17 protein-coding genes and 2 tRNA genes are annotated in these 18806 nt (G+C 73.1%); 17 read left to right on the forward strand and 2 right to left on the reverse strand.

What is annotated here, in order from left to right; genetic code table 11:
• Window positions 1-162: 162 nt before the first annotated feature.
• Window positions 163-2718 (reverse strand): aminopeptidase N, encoded by a 2556-nt coding sequence (pepN, locus tag QWY29_RS03735; protein WP_300959307.1) that lies wholly within the window; start codon window positions 2716-2718, stop codon window positions 163-165.
• A gap of 134 nt (window positions 2719-2852) precedes the next feature.
• On the opposite strand from pepN, the gene QWY29_RS03740 reads away from it, so the two are divergent.
• The 3 genes from QWY29_RS03740 to QWY29_RS03750 all read left to right on the forward strand — a co-directional run bounded on the left by QWY29_RS03740 (window position 2853) and on the right by QWY29_RS03750 (window position 6592).
• Window positions 2853-4490 (forward strand): CHAP domain-containing protein, encoded by a 1638-nt coding sequence (locus tag QWY29_RS03740; protein WP_300959308.1) that lies wholly within the window; start codon window positions 2853-2855, stop codon window positions 4488-4490.
• Between the two features lie 107 nt (window positions 4491-4597).
• Window positions 4598-5953 (forward strand): chromate efflux transporter, encoded by a 1356-nt coding sequence (gene chrA / locus QWY29_RS03745; protein WP_300959309.1) that lies wholly within the window; start codon window positions 4598-4600, stop codon window positions 5951-5953.
• Between the two features lie 36 nt (window positions 5954-5989).
• Entirely contained in the window at window positions 5990-6592 is a 603-nt protein-coding gene (locus tag QWY29_RS03750) for a mycothiol-dependent nitroreductase Rv2466c family protein (protein ID WP_300959310.1), read from the forward strand.
• Window positions 6593-6596: 4 nt separating this feature from the next.
• Here QWY29_RS03750 and QWY29_RS03755 read toward each other — a convergent pair whose 3' ends face one another.
• Window positions 6597-7268 (reverse strand): GOLPH3/VPS74 family protein, encoded by a 672-nt coding sequence (locus QWY29_RS03755; protein ID WP_300959311.1) that lies wholly within the window; start codon window positions 7266-7268, stop codon window positions 6597-6599.
• A 73-nt stretch (window positions 7269-7341) separates the two neighbouring features.
• On the opposite strand from QWY29_RS03755, the gene metG reads away from it, so the two are divergent.
• The 14 genes from metG to QWY29_RS03825 all read left to right on the forward strand — a co-directional run bounded on the left by metG (window position 7342) and on the right by QWY29_RS03825 (window position 18802).
• Entirely contained in the window at window positions 7342-9138 is a 1797-nt protein-coding gene (gene metG, locus QWY29_RS03760; protein WP_300959312.1) for a methionine--tRNA ligase, read from the forward strand.
• A 17-nt stretch (window positions 9139-9155) separates the two neighbouring features.
• Window positions 9156-9467 (forward strand): hypothetical protein, encoded by a 312-nt coding sequence (locus tag QWY29_RS03765; protein WP_300959313.1) that lies wholly within the window; start codon window positions 9156-9158, stop codon window positions 9465-9467.
• A gap of 228 nt (window positions 9468-9695) precedes the next feature.
• Entirely contained in the window at window positions 9696-10265 is a 570-nt protein-coding gene (locus tag QWY29_RS03770) for an LURP-one-related family protein (protein WP_300959314.1), read from the forward strand.
• Between the two features lie 11 nt (window positions 10266-10276).
• A complete protein-coding gene (locus QWY29_RS03775) occupies window positions 10277-11146 on the forward strand; it encodes an alpha/beta hydrolase (RefSeq protein ID WP_300959315.1) in 870 nt (289 codons plus the stop codon).
• Between the two features lie 13 nt (window positions 11147-11159).
• Complete coding sequence (locus tag QWY29_RS03780) at window positions 11160-11666, forward strand: ribose-5-phosphate isomerase (RefSeq protein WP_300959316.1); 507 nt, start codon at window positions 11160-11162, stop codon at window positions 11664-11666.
• A gap of 9 nt (window positions 11667-11675) precedes the next feature.
• Entirely contained in the window at window positions 11676-12518 is an 843-nt protein-coding gene (locus QWY29_RS03785) for an Fpg/Nei family DNA glycosylase (RefSeq protein WP_300959317.1), read from the forward strand.
• A 79-nt stretch (window positions 12519-12597) separates the two neighbouring features.
• Window positions 12598-13701 carry a PP2C family protein-serine/threonine phosphatase gene (locus QWY29_RS03790; protein ID WP_300959318.1) on the forward strand — a complete coding sequence of 368 codons (1104 nt, stop codon included), beginning with the start codon at window positions 12598-12600 and terminating at the stop codon, window positions 13699-13701.
• Window positions 13702-13819: 118 nt separating this feature from the next.
• A tRNA-Gly gene (locus tag QWY29_RS03795) sits at window positions 13820-13890 on the forward strand.
• 37 nt (window positions 13891-13927) lie between these two features.
• A tRNA-Pro gene (locus QWY29_RS03800) sits at window positions 13928-14000 on the forward strand.
• Window positions 14001-14258: 258 nt separating this feature from the next.
• Entirely contained in the window at window positions 14259-15680 is a 1422-nt protein-coding gene (gene tig / locus QWY29_RS03805; protein WP_300959319.1) for a trigger factor, read from the forward strand.
• Between the two features lie 63 nt (window positions 15681-15743).
• Entirely contained in the window at window positions 15744-16922 is a 1179-nt protein-coding gene (locus QWY29_RS03810) for a lipase family alpha/beta hydrolase (protein ID WP_300959320.1), read from the forward strand.
• The gene (locus QWY29_RS03815) at window positions 16919-17404 is read left to right on the forward strand and encodes an SRPBCC family protein (protein ID WP_300959321.1); all 486 of its coding nucleotides are present in this window, start codon (window positions 16919-16921) and stop codon (window positions 17402-17404) included. The genes QWY29_RS03810 and QWY29_RS03815 overlap by 4 nt, the downstream gene beginning before the upstream one ends.
• Window positions 17401-18069 (forward strand): hypothetical protein, encoded by a 669-nt coding sequence (locus QWY29_RS03820; RefSeq protein WP_300959322.1) that lies wholly within the window; start codon window positions 17401-17403, stop codon window positions 18067-18069. The genes QWY29_RS03815 and QWY29_RS03820 overlap by 4 nt, the downstream gene beginning before the upstream one ends.
• Before the next feature lie 127 nt (window positions 18070-18196).
• Window positions 18197-18802 (forward strand): ATP-dependent Clp protease proteolytic subunit, encoded by a 606-nt coding sequence (locus QWY29_RS03825; protein ID WP_154616936.1) that lies wholly within the window; start codon window positions 18197-18199, stop codon window positions 18800-18802.
• Window positions 18803-18806: the final 4 nt, after the last annotated feature.

An 18806-nucleotide genomic window follows, 5' to 3' on the forward strand; every position in this document is an offset into this window, starting at 1 on the left:
CGGTTGCCAGCGCAACCTCCTCAACCGGCCGGGGGTGGCCGGCGCAACCTCCTCAGCCGGCCGGGGTTGCCAGCGCAACCTCCGCAACCAGCCGCCGCACGGAACGACGAACGGCCGGCCTCCCGCGATGGGAGGCCGGCCGTTCGGTCGTGCTGCGGGCGGTCAGCCGCGCGCGTCGCGCTCCTGGGCGGTCAGCGCGCGGGCCAGCTCGGCGCGGGCCTCGCCGACGTACCGCTGGGCGCCCTTGGGGGCGGTGGTGTCCGCCAGCCAGGCGTCGAGCCGCGCGACGGTCTCGGCCGAGGCGAGCAGCCGGGGGAACCCGTGCTCAAGGACGACCGAGCCCTTGTGGAAGCCGAGGCTGTCGATGGCGGTGTCGGCGGCCTCGAGGTACTTCTCCAGGTACGGCGCCGCGACCTCCTCCTGCCCGGGGCGGAAGATGGAGAAGACCATCTCGCGGGAGGTCTCGTTGGCGGTGGCGGGGTCCATGATCGCGGCCCAGCCGGCCTCCTTGGCCTCGGCGGTCGGCTGCGCGACCCGCGCGGCGGCGGCCTTCTCGCGACCCGCGCTGGTCGGGTCGCGGTCCAGCTCGACGTCGATGTCGGCGTCGGTGAGGACGCCGAGGCGGGCCAGGTTGGTCACCAGCGCCCAGCGCAGGTCCTGGTCGACCGCGAGGCCCTCGACGGTGAAGGACCCGTCGAGCAGCCCGCGCAGGTCGGCGACGGCCTGCTCGGAGTGGGCGGCCAGCGCGTAGGCGCGGGCGAAGGTGAGCTGGTGGTCGCTGCCGGCCTCGGCCGCGAGCAGCAGCTCGCGCAGGCCCGACTCCCACTCGGTCTTGAGGGCGGCGCGCCCGGCCGGGTCGGAGTAGAGCTCGACGGCCATCGCCGTGGACGCCGGGATCCGGGTGACGCCCCAGGCGTCGGTCTCCTGGCCGATGTTGGCCAGCACGAGCCGGACCCAGTCGGTGGTGCGCATCTCGCCGTCGCGGGTCATGTCCCACGCGGCGGTCCACACGATCGCGCGGGGCAGGGAGTCCTCGAGCTGGGAGAGCCCGTCGACGACCGTCTGCATCGACCGCTCGTCGAGGCGGATCTTGGCGTAGGCGTGGTCCTCGTCGTTGAGCAGCAGCAGCGCGGGCTGCTCCACGCCGACGAGCTCCTCGATCGCGGTCGAGGCGCCCTCGACGTCGACCTCGACGTACTGCCGGCGCACGAGGCGGCCGCCCTGCTCGTCGTACAGGCCGATGCCGAGGCGGTGGCGGCGCAGGGTCGGGTGGTCGGGGTGCGCGGACTGCTCGACGGAGAACGACGCGTAGCGGCCCTGGTCGTCGAGCTCGAAGCGCGGCGCGAGGGTGTTGACGCCGGCGGTCTGCAGCCACTCCTGCGCCCAGCCCTTGAGCTCGCGGCCCGACGACGTCTCGAGCGCGGCGAGCAGGTCGGCGAAGGTCGCGTTGGAGAACGCGTGGTCCTTGAAGTACTGCCGGAGGCCGGCGACGAACGGGTCGAGCCCGACCCAGGCGACCAGCTGCTTGAGCACCGACGCGCCCTTGGCGTAGGTGATCATGTCGAAGTTGACCTCGACGGCGTGCAGGTCGACGTTGTCGGCCGCGATCGGGTGCGTCGAGGGCAGCTGGTCGGCGCGGTAGCCGGTCTGCTTGCGGGCGTTGGCGAAGCCGGTCCACGCGTCGTCGAACTCCGTGGCCTCGGCCTCGCACCAGTAGCAGGCCCACTCGGCGAACGACTCGTTGAGCCAGAGGTCGTCCCACCACTTCATGGTCACGAGGTCGCCGAACCACATGTGCGCCATCTCGTGGGTGATGACCGAGGTGCGGAACTCGTAGAACGACCGCGGCTGGCGGCTGCGCGGGAGGTACTCGTCGCGGAGCGTCACGCACCCGGCGTTCTCCATCGCGCCCATGTTGTACTCCGGCACGTAGAGCTGGTCGTACTTGCCGAAGGGGTAGGGGTAGTCGAACTTCTCCTCGAAGAAGGCGAAGCTCTGCTTGGTGATCTTCACCAGCTCGGCGGTGTCCATGTGCTCGACGAGCGACTGCCGGCAGTAGTGGCCCAGCGGGATCGTGCCGTGCTTGCCCTCGTAGACGTCGTGCTCGGCGTGGTACTCGCCGGCCACGATCGCGGTGATGTAGGTCGACATCGGCTTGGTCGGCTCGAACTCCCACACCGCGGTGCCCTCGGCCAGCGGCCGCGGCTCGGGGGTGGGGGAGTTGGACACGACGGCCCAGTGGGCCGGGGCCGAGACGCGGAAGGTGAAGGGCGCCTTGAGGTCGGGCTGCTCGAAGGTCGTGTAGACGCGGCGAGCGTCCGGCACCTCGAACTGGGAGTAGAGGTAGACGCGGTCGTCGGTCGGGTCGACGAAGCGGTGCAGCCCCTCGCCGGTGTGGGAGTAGGTGCAGTCGGCGCGGACGACCAGGGTGTTGGTCTCCTGCAGGCCGGTCAGCGCGATCCGGCTGTCGGCGTACGTCGTCGCGGGGTCGAGGCTCTCGCCGTTGAGGGTGATCTCGTGGACGGTCGCGTCGACGAGGTCGGCGAAGGTCTCCGCCCCCGCCTCGCGCGAGGTGAACTCGATCGTGGTGGTCGAGCCGAAGGTGCGGGCGTCGGGCGCGGTCGCGCCCGTGAGGTCGAGGTCGATGGTGTACGACGTGACGTCCAGGAGGGCAGCGCGGGTGGCGGCCTCGTCCCGGGTGAGGTTGGTTCCAGGCATGCCGAGCATCCTGCCACCGGCCCTCGTGCCCCGGTGATCCGCGGCGGGGGACGTCCGAGGACGCCGCGAAAATTACAACATTGAAGTTCCAGACCGGCGTGTCGGTCCTTGACATCCGTCACTAGAGTGCCTCCGTGCCTCAGCAGTCACAGCCGTCCCACGCGCCCCGATCCACCCGGTCGGCGCGCGCCCTCGCGGCGGTCACGCTGCTCCTCGGCACCGTGCTCGCCGGTCTCGTCACGGTCCCCGTCGCGCCGGCGAACGCCGCGTCGACGTACCTGTGCACGGGCTACGCCGGGTGCACGAAGGCCGGCTACTCCCACGCGGGCTACCAGGCGGCCAGCAAGCAGATGTACTGGCGGATGTACTCCGGCCACAACTGCACCAACTACGTCGCCTACCGCCTGGTGTCGAGCGGCATGCCGAACGTGCGGCCCTGGACCGGCGGCGGCAACGCCGAGAACTGGGGCAAGGCGATGTCGTCGATCACCGACGCCGTGCCGATGGTCGGCGCGGTCGCCTGGTGGAACAAGAACACCGGCGGCGCGGGCTCGTCGGGCCACGTGGCCTACGTCGAGCAGGTCGTCTCCCCGACCGAGATCGTGGTCTCCGAGGACAGCTGGCGCGGGGACTTCCACTGGCGCCGCGTCACCAAGTCCGGCGGCAGCTGGCCGAGCGGCTTCATCCACTTCAACGACAAGGTCGTCGTCAACGACGCCCCGCCCGCGGTCGTCGGCACCCCCGTCGTGGGCCGGCCCGTCTCCGCCGAGCCGGGCGCTTGGCAGCCCACCGCGTCCTTCCGCTACCAGTGGCTCGCCGGCGGCAAGGCCCTCGCCGGCGCGACCGCCGCGACCTTCACCCCCACCCCGGGCCTCAAGGGCAAGCGGCTCGCGGTCCAGGTCACCGCCGAGCGCAAGGGGTACGCCGCCGCGTCGGCGACCTCGCCGGTCGCGCCCGCGGTGGCGCCGGGCGTCCTCGAGCAGACCGCCGCGCCGGCCCTGACCGGCACGCCCGAGGTCGACCAGGCGCTGACCCTGGCGCAGCCGTCGTTCACCCCCGCGGCCGAGAAGCTCAAGGTCGAGTGGCTGGCCGACGGCACGCCGATCGCCGGCGCCGCCGGCTGGAAGCTGGTGCTCGGCCAGGAGCAGATCGGTGCCGTGGTCTCCGCGCGGGTGACCGCCCGGGCGGCCGGCTACCAGAAGGTCGTCGTCGAGACCGAGCCGACCGCGCGCGTCATCGCCGGCACGATCGAGGTCCGTCGCGCACCCGTCGTCAAGGGTGTCTCGCGGACCGGCCGCACGCTGACCGCGGTCGCGGGCGACCACACGCCCGCCGACGCGCAGGTCGAGCACACGTGGCTGCGCGACGGGACGCCGGTGGGCAGCGGGGCGACGTACGACCTGACCCCGCAGGACGTCGGCCGCGTCATCACGCTGCGGGTGGACCTCACCGCGCCGCACTACCGCAGCGCGTCGACCACCGTGCGCGTCCCCGGTCGCGTGGCCACCACCTCGGCGGTGTCCGTGCGCACCAACGGCCGCAAGGGCCGCGCGGTCGTCGTCGTCGACGTGGCCGCTCCCGGCGTCGCCGCGCCGAGCGGGCCGGTGAAGGTGAAGGTCGGCAAGCGCATCGTCGAGGCGAAGGTCGTCGCCGGCCGCGCCCGCGTGGTCGTGCGCGGGCTCAAGGCCGGGCGGCAGCCGGTCGTCGTGGTCTACCGCGGCACCGCGATCATCCGCAGCAGCCGCGCGAACGCCACCGTCACCGTCCGCTGACCCCGCGGCCGGAGCCGGCCTGCCCGGCCCTGACCCGGCCTGACCGCTCCTCGACCGTTCACCGAGCGGACGTCGACCGGGGTCCGGGGACCTGCCACCATCCCTGCGTGACCCGCCGCGCCACCCAGGTCGTCCCGCTGCGCGAGGCGACGCGGGCGTGGTTCCGCATCTCGCTGCAGACCTTCGGCGGTCCCGCCGGGCAAATCGCGGTGATGCAGCGCGAGCTGGTCGACGAGCGTCGGTGGGTGGGGGAGCGCCGCTTCCTGCACGCGCTGAGCTACTGCATGCTCCTGCCCGGCCCGGAGGCGCAGCAGCTCGCCGTCTACACCGGCTGGCTGCTCAACGGCTGGCTCGGCGGGCTCGTGGCGGGCGTGCTGTTCGTGCTGCCCGGCCTGGTGGCGCTGCTGGCGCTGTCGTGGCTCTACGTCGCGCAGGGCGACAGCGTCGTGGTCACCGGCCTGTTCCTCGGCCTGGCGCCGGCGGTGGTCGCGGTCGTGCTCCAGGCGGTGCTGCGGATCGGCGGTCGGTCGCTGCGGCACCCGGTGCTCGTCGCGCTCGCGGTCGCGGCGTTCGCGTGCCTGGCGGTGCTCGACGTGCCGTTCCCCGCGGTCGTGCTGGGCGCCGGCCTGGTCGGCTGGCTCGTCGGTCGCCGCGTGCCGGCCCTGGGCAGCCCGCCGTCCGACGTCGCCGCGGACGCACCGCCACCGCTCGTCCCCGACGACGCCCTGCACACGGCGGCGCCGGGGTGGCTGCGCACCCTCGCGGTGCTCGCCGCCGGCCTGGTCCTGTGGGCGGCCCCGGTCGTGCTGGCCTGGGCGCTCGCCGGCGGCCGCAGCAGCGTCTACACCGACCAGGGCGTCTTCTTCGGCGGCATGGCGCTGGTGACGTTCGGCGGTGCCTACGCGGTGCTGTCCTACGTCGCCGAGGCGGCCGTGGAGACCTACGGCTGGCTCGGCGCGGGGGAGATGGCCCGCGGTCTCGCGCTCGCGGAGTCCACGCCCGGGCCGCTGATCATGGTCGTGCAGTTCGTGGCCTTCCTCGGCGGCCACCGCGACCCCGGCGGGCTGGACCCGTGGCTCGGGGCGGTGGTGAGCTCGCTGCTGGTCGTCTGGGTGACGTTCGTGCCGAGCTTCCTGTTCATCTACCTCGGCGCGCCGCACGTCGAGCGGCTGCGCGGCAGCGCCGGGCTCGCCGCCGCCCTGGCCGGGGTCACGGCGGCCGTCGTCGGCGTGATCGCGAACCTCGCGCTGTTCTTCGCCGTCCACACGCTCTTCGCCGACACCCGGCGCGTCGGTCAGGACCACCTCGGCCTCGAGCTGCCGGTGTGGTCGTCGTGGTCGTGGCCGGCCGTCGTGGTGGCCGCGGTGGCGCTCGTGCTCGTGCTCCGCCTGCGCTGGACGGTGCTGCGGACCCTCGGCGCGTGCGCCCTGCTGGGCCTCGGGCTGCACCTGGTCGCGGGCTGAGGAACAGCCCCGCCGGGCCGGGTGTTGACTGCGGACATGACCACCAACGCCGACTTCTGGTTCGACCCCGCCTGCCCGTTCGCCTGGATCACCTCGCGCTGGATCCTCGAGGTGGAGAAGGTCCGCGACATCTCCGTCACCTGGCACCTGATGTCCCTGGCCTACCTCAACCAGGACAAGGACATCCCCGAGGAGTACCGCGAGTTCCTCAAGACCGCCTGGCAGCCCGTCCGCGTCGTGATGGCCGCCGAGCAGGCGCACGGCAAGGAGGCGCTGCTCCCGCTCTACACCGCGCTGGGCACCCGCCGGCACAACGCGGACCAGGACTTCACGCGCGAGGTCATCGAGGCCGGGCTCGAGGAGGCCGGCCTGCCGACCTCGCTGGCCGACGCGATGGACGACTCCTCCTACGACGAGGCCATCAAGAAGTCCCACCACCTCGGCATGGACCAGGTCGGCGACGAGGTCGGGACCCCGACCATCGCCATCGAGGGCACGGCCTTCTTCGGCCCCGTCCTCTCCTCGATCCCCAAGGGCGAGGAGGCCGGCAAGGTCTGGGACGGCGCGGTGCTGCTCGCCGGCTACCCGTACTTCTTCGAGCTGAAGCGGTCGCGCAACGCCGAGCTCGACTTCAGCTGACCCGCTAGGACGACCCGGCCGCCGCCCCGCCGGCGGCGACCGCGGTCGTCACCGCGGCGGTCGAGGCCGCGATCGCGTCCTTGACCGCCTTGGCGGCCCAGTCGCCGTCGGCCAGCGCCTTCGCGCGCTTGCGGACCTCCCCGCCCGACATGCCCTGGTGCTCGACGGTGCGGTGCGCGCGGCCCAGCGCGTGCAGCAGCGCGACCAGCGCCCGGGTGCGGTCGTCGGGCTCGGCGCCGGAGACGAGCGCGGCGGTGAGCGCACGGCGTACGGCGTCCTCGTGGGTGGAGTCCACCGCGGGCCAGGTGGTCCGCGGGAACAGCCCCAGCACCGTGCCGGTCCTCCGCTCGACCATCCTGCGCCGCTCGAGGCTCGCGAGCAGGTCCTTCTTGACGCCCTTGCCGAGCCGGTTGACCAGGTCCTGCGCCGTGCGCTCCTTGGCGGCCACGGTCGCGAGCGCCTCGCGCAGCAGCGGCTCCTCGACCTCGACGCCGGTCGGGCGCACCTTCGCGGAGTGCCAGAAGCCGCGCTTCTCCTCGACCTCGACGGCCCCGGCGAGCGCGAGCTCGACCAGCAGCGCACCGCCGAGGCCCAGGTGCAGCTGGCTGCTGGCGGCGAGCGTTCCCTTCTCGTCGTCGAGCAGCAGGAGCAGCAGGTCCTCCGCAACCAGGGTCATGCGGATCACGCTAGCGCCGTCCGCGGCCCGCACCGGCGCAGGAACGGGCGGGCCGCGACCCTAGGATCGGCGCATGAGCCGAGTCCTGTCCGCCGTCGCCTGGCCCTACGCCAACGGCCCGCGCCACATCGGCCACGTCGCCGGTTTCGGCGTGCCCTCCGACGTCTTCAGCCGCTACATGCGGATGGCCGGGCACGACGTCCTGATGGTCTCCGGCACCGACGAGCACGGCACGCCGATCCTCATCGCCGCCGACGAGGCCGGGCTCTCGCCCCAGGAGCTCGCCGACCGCAACCACCGGATCATCGCCGAGGACCTCGCGGCGCTGGGGGTGTCGTACGACCTCTACACCCGCACCACCACCCGCAACCACCACGCGGTGGTCCAGGAGCTGTTCCTCGGCGTCCACCAGAACGGCTACTTCGTCGAGCAGACGACGTACGGCGCGATCTCGCCGTCCACGGGCCGCACCCTGCCCGACCGCTACATCGAGGGCACCTGCCCGATCTGCGGGTACGACGGCGCGCGCGGCGACCAGTGCGACAACTGTGGCAACCAGCTCGACCCGGCCGACCTGAAGAACCCGGTCTCGCGCATCAACGGCGAGACCCCGGAGTTCGTCGAGACCCAGCACTTCTTCCTCGACCTGCCCGCGCTGGCCGACGCGCTGGGGGAGTGGCTCGACGAGCGCGAGGCGACCGGCCTGTGGCGGCCCAACGTCATCCGGTTCAGCCAGAACATCCTCAAGGAGATCCGGCCGCGCGCGATGACGCGCGACATCGACTGGGGCATCGCGGTCCCGCTCGAGGGCTGGCAGGACAATCCCACCAAGAAGCTCTACGTCTGGTTCGACGCGGTCATCGGCTATCTCTCGGCCTCGATCGAGTGGGCCCGCCGCAGCGGCGACCCCGAGGCGTGGCGCCAGTGGTGGAACGACCCCGAGGCCCTGTCGTACTACTTCATGGGCAAGGACAACATCACCTTCCACTCCCAGATCTGGCCCGCCGAGCTGCTGGCCTACGGCGGCAAGGGCGCCAAGGGAGGCGAGCCGCGGGAGTACGGCGAGCTCAACCTGCCGACCGAGGTCGTCTCCTCGGAGTTCCTCACGATGGAGGGCCGCAAGTTCTCCTCGTCGAAGAAGGTCGTCATCTACGTGCGCGACCTGCTCAGCCGCTACCAGCCCGATGCGTTCCGCTACTTCGTCGCCGCGGCAGGGCCGGAGAACCAGGACGCCGACTTCACCTGGTCGGAGTTCGTCCGCCGCACCAACGACGAGCTCGTCGCCGGCTGGGGCAACCTGGTCAACCGCACGGCCAACCTGATCGCGAAGAACTTCGGCGAGATCCCCGCCGCCGGGCCGCTCGCGCCCGAGGACGAGGCCGTGCTCGGCGTGGTCGAGGCCGCCTTCGACACCGTCGGCGGGCTGATCGGCCGGCACCGCCAGAAGCAGGCGATCGGCGAGGCGATGCGCGCGGTCGGCGAGGTCAACAAGTACGTCTCCGACTCCGAGCCGTGGAAGCTCAAGGGCGAGGACCAGCGCGAGCGGCTCGCCACGATCCTGCACGTGATGGCGCAGTGCGTCGCCGACCTCAACCTGGTGCTCGCGCCGTTCCTGCCGTTCTCGGCCAACCTCGTCGACGCCGCCCTCGGCGGCCCCGGCGACGTGGCGCCGATGCCGCGGCTGGAGGACGTCGAGGACCTCGACGGCGGCGCCGGCTACCCGGTCATCACCGGCGACTACTCCACCGCGCCGCGGTGGGAGCGCCGCCCCGTCGTCGTCGGCACACCGGTCGTCAAGCCGACGCCGGTCTTCACCAAGCTCGACCCGTCCGTGGTCGAGGAGGAGCTCGCCCGCCTCGCGGGCGAGTGACGGGGTACCTCACCGACATGTCGAACGAACGCACCGACGAGGCCGACCTCCGCGCGGCCACCCAGCAGGCCGTGGACGCCGCGGCGACGGCGTACACCGAGGACGCCTCGATCGACCTCGAGGACACCCTGCGCCGCGAGATGGCCCAGGGCGGCATGGCGCTGGACGACGACGCCTGGGTCCGCGAGGTGGCGCGCGCGATCCGCTCGGGCCACCACGTGTCTTTCGCGCCCGAGGGTGACGCGGGTGCTGCGGGTGCTGTGGGTGATGGCGCCGACGAGCAGCCGACGTCGCCGGGCTCCCTCGGCGGGGACAACGGCGGCGCCTGACCCGCCCGTCGTACGCCCTCGGCCTCGGCGGGGGCGCCCGGACGAGCTGGCCCGCGCCACCCCACCAGCCTCAACGGTCCCCTTGGTCCCACCGACGACGCGACCCCTGCACATATCGGGGCAGATCTGCCCCGATATGTGCAGGAGTCACCGGTTAACCGGTGACCCCGACGACCGGCCGGACCGACGGAGCCCCGGCCGACCCCCACCCACCCCTAGGATCCGGCCATGAGCGCCTCGATGTACCTGCCGACCTTCTTCGTCAAGCAGAAGATCGCGATGACGACCAACCGCTACGAGCTGTACGCCGCCAACCCGGACGGGTCGTTCGGCCAGCTCTACGGCCTGGCCGAGCAGAAGCGGCTGGCGTTCAAGGAGCAGGTGACGTTCTACAGCGACGCCAGCAAGAGCCGGGCGGTCTTCGCGTTCAAGGCGCGCAAGCGGCTCGACCTCAACGCCGGCTACGACGTCACCGACGAGACCGGGCAGCAGATCGGGTTCTTCCGCAAGGACTTCGGCGCCAGCCTGCTGCGCTCGACCTTCCACGTCGAGGGTCCGGGGTACGCCGGCACCGGGCAGGAGCGCAGCCAGGCGGTGGCCCTCATCCGTCGCTTCACCGACATCCCGTTCCTGCCGATCCACTTCGACTTCGCCGGCAGCGACGGCCAGCCGCTGCTGAGCGTCGAGCGGCAGGCGTCGATGCGCGACAAGTACACCGTCAACGTCCCCGACGAGCGCGTGGACTTCCGCGTGGCGGCGGCCATCGCGGTCGGGCTCGACGCGCTCATGCAGCGCTGAGGAGGACGACGATGCTCTTCCCCGAGTCCCGCCGCGCGCTCGAGCAGCCGTCCGGCCCGCCGGCGTGGTCCGACGAGCACGACCTGGTGGCCGAGCGGGCCCGAGCGCGTGCGGAGGCCCTCGCCGAGCCGCGCGAGGAGGTCGCCGAGGTCACCGACGTCGACGCCGACGGGGTGCCGTGCCGGCTCTACCGCCCCGCGGGCGCCCGGCCGGGCGCGGTCGTCCACCTGCACGGCGGCGGCTTCGTCTTCCACGACGTCGAGGTGCACGACGCCTCGGCGCGCCGGCTCGCCAACCGCACCGGCCTCGCGGTGCTGAGCGTCGACTACCGCCGCCCGCCGGAGGACCCGTTCCCCGCGGCGCCCGACGACGTCTCGACCGCGCTGACCTGGCTGCAGGCGCACGAGCCGGGGCCCTACGTCGTGCACGGCGACAGCGCCGGCGGCAACCTCGCGCTGGTCGCCGCGCTGCGGCACCCGGGCGTCCTCGCCGCGACCGTGCTGATCTACCCGTTCCTCGACCCGACCGCCGGCTTCGAGTCCTACCGCACCGCGGGCGACGGCTTCGACCCCCGCGAGGCCGCCTGGTACTGGCAGCAGTACGCCGCCACGCCGGCCGACCTCGACCACCCCGACCTGGCGCCGCTGCGCTCGGACCGGCTCGGCACGCTGCCGCCGACCCTGGTGGTGACCGCCGAGCACGACCCGCTCCGCGACGAGGGCGAGCACCTCGCGCTGCGCCTGGCCGAGGAGGGCGTCGAGGTCGTCTCGACCCGCTACCAGGGCCAGCTGCACGGCTTCTGGCGCCACCCGTCGGCATTCCCGGCCGCGGAGCCGCTCATGGGGCAGGTGGCCGGGTTCCTCCGGCTGCACGTCCCCTGAGAGGATCGGGGCCATGCGCGTGCACCTCGGTTCCGACCATGCCGGCCTCGAGCTGAAGGACCACCTGGTCGCCTGGCTGCGCGAGCAGGGCCACGAGCCGGTCGACCACGGCCCGTTCGTCTACGACGCCCTCGACGACTACCCGGTCTTCTGCCTGCGCGCCGCCGAGGCGGTCGCGGCCGAGCGGGTCGCGGGGGAGGACTCCCTGGGCGTGGTCATCGGCGGCTCCGGCAACGGCGAGCAGATGGCGGCCAACAAGGTCCAGGGCGTGCGCTGCGCGCTGGTGTGGTCGGAGGAGACGGCCGTGCTGGCCCGCGAGCACAACGACGCCAACGTCGTCTCGGTCGGCGGGCGGATGCACTCGGTCGAGGACATGACGCGCTTCGTCGAGGTCTTCCTCGGCACCGACTTCACCGGCGACGAGCGCCACGTGCGCCGGATCGGCCAGCTGGCCTCCTACGAGACCACCCGCGACCTCCCCCCGCTGCCGGAGTCGGCACGCGGCCACGAGCAGGGCTGACCGGGCCCGATGCCCGAGGGACACACCCTCCACCGGCTCGCGCTGGAGCTGACCGACGCGTTCGCCGGCAGCGTGGTGCGGGTCGGCAGCCCCCAGGGCCGGTTCGCTGAGTCCGCCGCCCTGGTCGACGGCCAGGTGCTCGAGGGCGCCGAGGCCTGGGGCAAGCACCTGTTCGTCGGGTTCGCCGGCGAGCGCTTCGTCCACGTGCACCTGGGCCTCTACGGCAAGCTCGACGTGCACACCGGGGTCGAGGCGGTGCCCGACCCGGTCGGCCAGGTGCGGATGCGCCTGGTGCGCGCCGACGCGGCGGCGTACGCCGACCTCCGCGGCGCGACGACCTGCGAGCTGGTGACCGCCGAGCAGCGCGACCTCGTCGTCGCGCGCTCCGGGCCCGACCCGATCCGGCCCGACGCCGATCCCGACCGCGCCTGGCGGCGGATCTCCCGCAGCCGTGCCCCGATCGGCGGCCTGCTCATGGACCAGACCGTCCTCGCCGGCGTCGGCAACGTCTACCGCGCCGAGGTGCTCTACCGCCACCGCATGCACCCGCTGCGGCCCGGCAACACAGTGCGCCGCTCGCAGTGGCAGGCGATGTGGGACGACCTGGTCGTGCTGATGGCCGAGGGCGTGCGCACCGGCCGGATCGACACGGTCCGGCCCGAGCACACCCCCGAGGCGATGGGCCGTCCGCCGCGCAAGGACGACCACGGCGGCGAGGTCTACGTCTACCGCCGCCACGGCCAGCCGTGCCTGGTCTGCGCGGCGAAGGTGCGCACCGAGGTGCTCCAGGGACGCAACCTGTTCTGGTGCCCGCGTTGCCAGCCGACGTTCCGCTCGCGCGCCGTACAGTGACCCCGCCCCCACCTGCGCGGACGGCACCCCGCACCGCCGCAGCGGCCCACCGGAACCCGACGACCCCCGCGAGGCGACCATGACGGCTGCATACGACGCCCGGCGCGTCGACGCACGTCGCGGCTCGCGCCGGGGCTACGCCTCGGTGCTGCGCCGGCGCCTCCCGCTCGAGACCCGCTGGGCGATCGGGCTGGTGGCCCTCGGGGTGCTCTCGACCGTGCTGGTCGCGCTGTACCCCGACCAGATGCCGCTGACGGCCCAGATGGTGCCGCTCCTGCTCGGCAGCCTGGTGCTCGGTCCGCGCACGCTGCCGTGGTTCGTCATCGTCGTGATGCTGCTGCTGACCATCTCGCTGGCCACCCTGGACACGATCACCACGCGCACGGTCGGCGCGGTCAGCATCCAGTTCGTCATGGGCTTCATCGTGCTGCTGACGTCGTTCCGGCGCTCCCGGCTCGGCGTCGCCAACGTGCTGGGTGAGTCGATGCTGGTCGACCTCCGCGACCGCATCCTCAGCTCCGCCGGCGTCCCCGCGCTGCCGGACGGCTGGCAGGTGCAGACCGCGCTGCGCTCGGCCGGCGGCACCCCGTTCGCCGGCGACTTCGTCGTCGCGATGCACCCGCACGGCACCGACCGGCTCGAGGTCGTCGTCGTCGACGTCTCCGGCAAGGGCGAGCAGGCCGGCACCCGGGCGCTGCTGCTCTCCGGTGCGTTCGGCGGCCTGCTCGGCGCGCTCCCGCCCGACCGGTTCCTGCCCGCGGCCAACGCCTACCTGCTGCAGCAGGAGTGGGAGGAGGGCTTCGCGACCGCCGTCCACCTCTCCCTCGACCTGGTGACGGGGGAGTACGCCGTCCGCACCGCCGGCCACCCGCCCGCCGTCGTCCGCGCCGCGGGCAGCGGCCGCTGGACGGTGCTGGCCAGCGACGGGCCGGTGCTCGGCCTGATCGACGAGGCCGTCTTCACCGCCGACGCCGGCCACCTGCAGGCCGGCGACGCGTTGCTCCTCTACACCGACGGCATGGTCGAGGAGCCCCGCCGCGACATCGAGCTCGGCATCGACCGGATGCTCGGCGAGGCCGAGAGCCTGCTGCGCGGCGACTTCCGCGGCGCCGCCGACAAGCTCGTCGCCGCCCTCGGCTCCCGCGACGACGACCGCGCGATGGTCGTGGTCACCCGCCGCTGAGCGGCCCTCGGCCCGCGCGCCGCGACGGCGGGTCGCGCGTGCGAGCCGGTTGGGGGACTGCGCCGCCGGTGTGGCAGGATCCGAGCAGATCGAGGGTGGCGACGCCGCCCTCGTGTGCGCGGATGTAGCTCAATGGTAGAGCCCCAGTCTTCCAAACTGGCTACGCGGGTTCGATTCCCGTCATCCGCTCTCAGGAGCCGGTCGGACCCGTCCGAACGGCACTTGGCGGGGCGTAGCGTAGTGGCTAGCGCGCCTGCTTTGGGAGCAGGAGACCGCAGGTTCGAGTCCTGTCGCCCCGACCCTGGTCGCCGGCCCGACGCCGGCGGCACACCGGTCCCCGCGTCCCCGGGCGTTTTCGTCGTCCGACCCGCGCGCGGCTAGGATGACGAGTCGCACGGTGACGTCGTACGCAGTGCAGCTCCGATCCCGCGCTCGAGCCCTGCGCTGCAGCTCCACGAGCGCAGGTGGACGCGCGTTTGCCTGAGTCCTGTCGCCCCGACGCACCACACGACCCTCACCGACCGGTGACCGAGACAACGATTGACAGGAGACAACCTGTGAAGAGCGCCGTCGAGACCTTGAGCCCGACCCGGGCCAAGCTGACCGTCGAGGTGCCCTTCGAGGAGCTCAAGCCGAGCCTCGACGCGGCGTACAAGAAGATCGCCCAGCAGATCAACGTCCCCGGCTTCCGCCGCGGCAAGGTCCCCCCGATGGTCATCGACCGCCAGGTCGGGCGCGGGGCCGTCCTCGACGAGGCGATCAACGACGTGCTGCCCAAGCAGTACGTCGCGGCGCTGGAGGAGAACTCGCTGAGCCCGCTGGCCCAGCCGGAGATCGAGGTCACGAAGTTCGAGGACAACGAGGTCCTCGAGTTCACCGCCGAGGTCGACATCCGTCCGCAGATCGACCTCCCCTCCTACGAGGGTCTCGAGGCCTCCGTGGACGACGTCGAGGTCTCCGACGAGGACGTCGAGGAGCAGGTCAAGGCCCTGCGCGAGCGCTTCGCGACCCTCTCCGACGTCGAGCGCGCCGCGGCCGAGGACGACTTCGTCGTGCTCGACCTGGTCGCCACCAAGGACGGCGAGGTCGTCGACGGCGCCGAGGTCAGCGGCATGAGCTACCAGGTCGGCCGCGGCGGCATGATCGACGGTCTCGACGAGGCGCTCACCGGCATGGCCGCCGGCGAGGAGAAGACCTTCACCACCCAGCTCGTCGGTGGCGACCTGGTCGGCCAGGAGGTCGAGGTCCAGGTCAAGGTCACGCAGGTCCAGGAGCAGGAGCTGCCGGAGTACGACGACGAGTTCGCCCAGCTCGCCTCGGAGTTCGACACGATCGACGAGCTGACCGCCGACGTGCGCGAGCGCCTCGGCCGCGGGAAGCGCCTCGAGCAGGCCGCCGAGGCCCGCGACGCCGTCCTCGAGGCGCTCCTGGAGAAGGTCGAGGTGCCGCTGCCCGAGGGCATCGTCACCGACGAGCTCAACGCGCGCCGCCAGAACATCGAGCAGCAGCTCGCGTTCGCTGGCATCACGATGGAGAAGTACCTCGAGGACGAGGGCCAGACGCAGGAGGAGTTCGAGGCCGACCTCGACCGCCGCGTCCGTGACGCCGTCGCCGCGCAGTTCCTCCTCGACGAGATCGCCAAGAAGGAGGAGCTCGGCGTCGACCAGCAGGAGCTCTCCCAGCACCTCGTGCGGCGCGCCCAGCAGTCCGGGCAGAACCCGCAGGAGTTCGCCAACCACATGTTCGAGCACAACCACATCCCGGACCTCGTGCAGGAGATCCTGCGCGGGAAGGCCCTGGCGACGATCGTCGAGACGGCCGTCGTCAAGGACGCCTCGGGCAACGTGGTCGAGCTGAAGAACCTGCAGCCCGACGGCACGATCATGGAGGTCACCGAGGAGACCGGCGACGAGCCGGCCGTCGCGGAGACCACCGAGGACGAGGCCCCCGCCGAGGAGGAGTCCTCCAAGGAGGACTGACCCCCGACGCTCCGATACCCGCTTGGGTGCACATGTGTGCACTCAGGCGGGTATCGTCGTCCCATGACCGTTTCGTCGCCGCCCGGCGCGCCGGGCCCGACCTACCTCGACGCGCTCTCGCTGCTGAGCGAGGTCGCCGACGAGCTGGTCGTGCGCAGCGTGCGCGACACCCACGTCGCCTGGGCCGACCGGGTGCACGCGGTGGCGCGGCCGGCGACCGGCGGCGCGGCGAGCGTCCCCGAGCGGCTGCACCGCGGCATCGCCGGCGCGGTGTACGCCGGCGTCTCGGCCGGCCTGCGTGCCGCCTCGGTCGGCCTGGACGCGGTCGCGGCGACCGGGGTGGGCCCGCGCCTGGAGGACGGCCCGCGTGGGCGGTTCGTCAGCTCCGCGGTCAACGGCCTGATCGGGGACCGGCTGTTGCGCGAGCGCCCGCAGATGGCGATCCCGATGGCCGTGCGCAGCGGCGGGCGCGACGTACCCCTGGACGGGCTGGCGGAGGCGTTCCCTGCCGCCACCGGCAAGGTCGTGGTGTTCCTCCACGGCCTGTGCGAGAACGAGTCGTACTGGGACCGCTGGCGCGAGCGCACCGGCACGACGTACGGCGAGGCGCTGGCCGGCCGTGGGTGGACGCCGGTCTTCCTCCGCGCCAACACCGGGCTGGGCCTGCGGGAGAACGGCGTCGCCCTGGCCGCCCTGATGCAGCGCCTCGTCGACGGCTGGCCGGTGGAGGTCGAGCAGCTCGCGCTGGTTGGGCACTCGCTCGGCGGCCTCGTGGTGCGCGCCGCCGGCGCGGTCGCCACCGAGGCGGAGCGGCCCTGGACCGACCTGGTCCGCGAGGTCGTCACGCTCGGCACGCCGCACCTCGGCGCGCCGATCGCGTGGGGGATCGGGCACGGCAGCCGGGGTCTCGGCCGGCTCCCGGAGACGGCTGCGTTCGGCCGCATCCTCGACTGGCGCTCGGTCGGCGTGCACGACCTGGTCGCCGGCCTGGCTCACGACGTGCCCCCGCTGCCGCACGCCCGCTACCGGCTGGTGGCGGCGACGCTGACCCGGTCGCAGCGGCACCCGGTCGGCGACGTGGTGGGCGACCTCCTGGTGCGGCCGCGGTCGGCGTACGGCCGCGACCGCGGCGGGCGCACGCTCTTCCCCGGCGCGGAGGTGCTGCACGTGGGGCGCACCGACCACTTCGGCCTGCTGAACCACCCCGAGGTCCACCGCGCCATGGAACGATGGCTGCCGTGACCGCCACCTCCACCTCGCCCGACCGGGAGCTGCGCGCCGAGACCGTCGTCGACGCACCGCCCGCCGCGGTCTGGGAGCTGCTGACCGACCTGGCCCGGATGCCCGCGTGGAGCCCCGAGCTGGTGCGGATGGTGCCGCTCAAGCCGGGCGGGCTGCGCGTGGGCCAGTGGTACCTCGGCATCAACCGCCGCGGCCCGGCCGTGTGGCCGACCCGCAACGTCGTGGACGAGCTCGTCCCGGGCAGCACCGTGGCGTGGCTGACCACCTCCAGCGGTGCCCGCTGGGTCTGGGAGGTCGCGCCGGACGGGCCCGAGGGTCGCTCGACCCGCGTGGTGCACCGCCGGCCGGTGCCGCGCCGGCTCACCGTGGTGAGCAAGGTCTTCGCGCCGCTCGCGCTCGGCGGCTCCGCCGGCCACGCCGACGAGCTCGAGCAGGGCATGGCCCGCACCGTCGCGCTGCTCAAGGCGGCAGCCGAGGCGTGAGCGCGCGCCGGGTCCTGGTGGCGGCCGCCGCGCTCGTGCTCGCCGGTGCCGCGGGCGGGCTCGCCGGGTGCGACGACGACCCGCCGGGTCGGCGGGGTCCCGCGGGTCCCCGACTGACCGGCGAGCTGGTGCCGGTCACCTCCCGGGCGCTGGCGGCGGTCACCGCGCCCCACGTCGACCTCGAGCTGGAGGGGGTGTACGTCGACCCGCGGAGCCGGCGCTACCCCACCTGCCCGGGGCACCGGCGCGTGACCGCCGAGATCGACTTCCGCGGCGCGGACGTCTACGGCGACCTGGTCGTCGGGCGCTGCCCGGGCGAGGACCGGTGGGGCGCCTACTGCGACGGGCGGCCGCCGCCCGCGCGGCTGGTCGGGGTGGTCGGCCCGCGGCGTGGCGCCGACCTGCGGCACTGCACCCGGACGGTCCTGGCGGACGGCTCCGAGGTGCACGCCGGGATCCAGGTGCTCTACCAGGAGGGTCGCTACCGCGTGGTCCAGCGCTACGCCGAGGGCTGGCGGCTGGCGATCACCCACCGCACCGACCAGGACGTCCGGATCCCGGCGGCGCAGCTCGTGGCGGCGGTCTCCGACCCCGCCCTCGGGCCGCTCGTCGACGCGGCGTACGTCGAGGCGGGGCGGGCGCTGCCCAGCGGCGGCGAACGCTGACGAACGCCTGTGGGTGGTGCGAAATCCGCTGTCGGCGAACAGCGGGGGACAACCCGTGGAAGTGTCGGTGCCGCGGGCTAGGGTCGACGACGTGACCCAGAACCCCAGCCTCTCCGGCGCCCCTGAGATGAACGGTGGCGCAGGCCTGAACGTCCTCGACGACCACATCTACCAGCGCCTGCTGCGCGAGCGGATCGTGTTCCTCGGCTCGGAGGTCCGCGACCAGAACGCCAACGCGATCTGCGCCCAGCTGCTGCTGCTGTCGGCGGAGGACCCCGAGGCCGACATCTTCCTGCACATCAACAGCCCGGGTGGTTCCGTGGACGCCGGCATGGCGATCTACGACACGATGAACTACATCCCCAACGACGTCGCGACCGTCGGCATGGGCCTCGCCGCCTCCATGGGCCAGTTCCTGCTGTGCGCCGGCACCAAGGGCAAGCGCTACGCCCTGCCGCACGCGCGGATCATGATGCACCAGCCCTCCTCGGGCATGGGCGGCTCCGCCTCCGACATCAAGATCCAGGCCCAGCAGTCGCTGCACATCAAGCAGGTGCTGCTCGACCTCATCGCCGAGCACACGGGCCAGTCCCGCGAGCAGGTCGAGGCCGACGCCGACCGCGACCGCTGGTTCACCGCCCAGCAGGCGATGGAGTACGGCCTGGTCGACCAGGTCGTGAAGTCCGCCCGCGACGCCGCCGACGAGGGCCGCCCGGCCCACCAGAAGGACTGAACGC

Source organism: Nocardioides abyssi, from assembly GCF_030412915.1.
Classification (GTDB): domain Bacteria; phylum Actinomycetota; class Actinomycetes; order Propionibacteriales; family Nocardioidaceae; genus Nocardioides; species Nocardioides abyssi.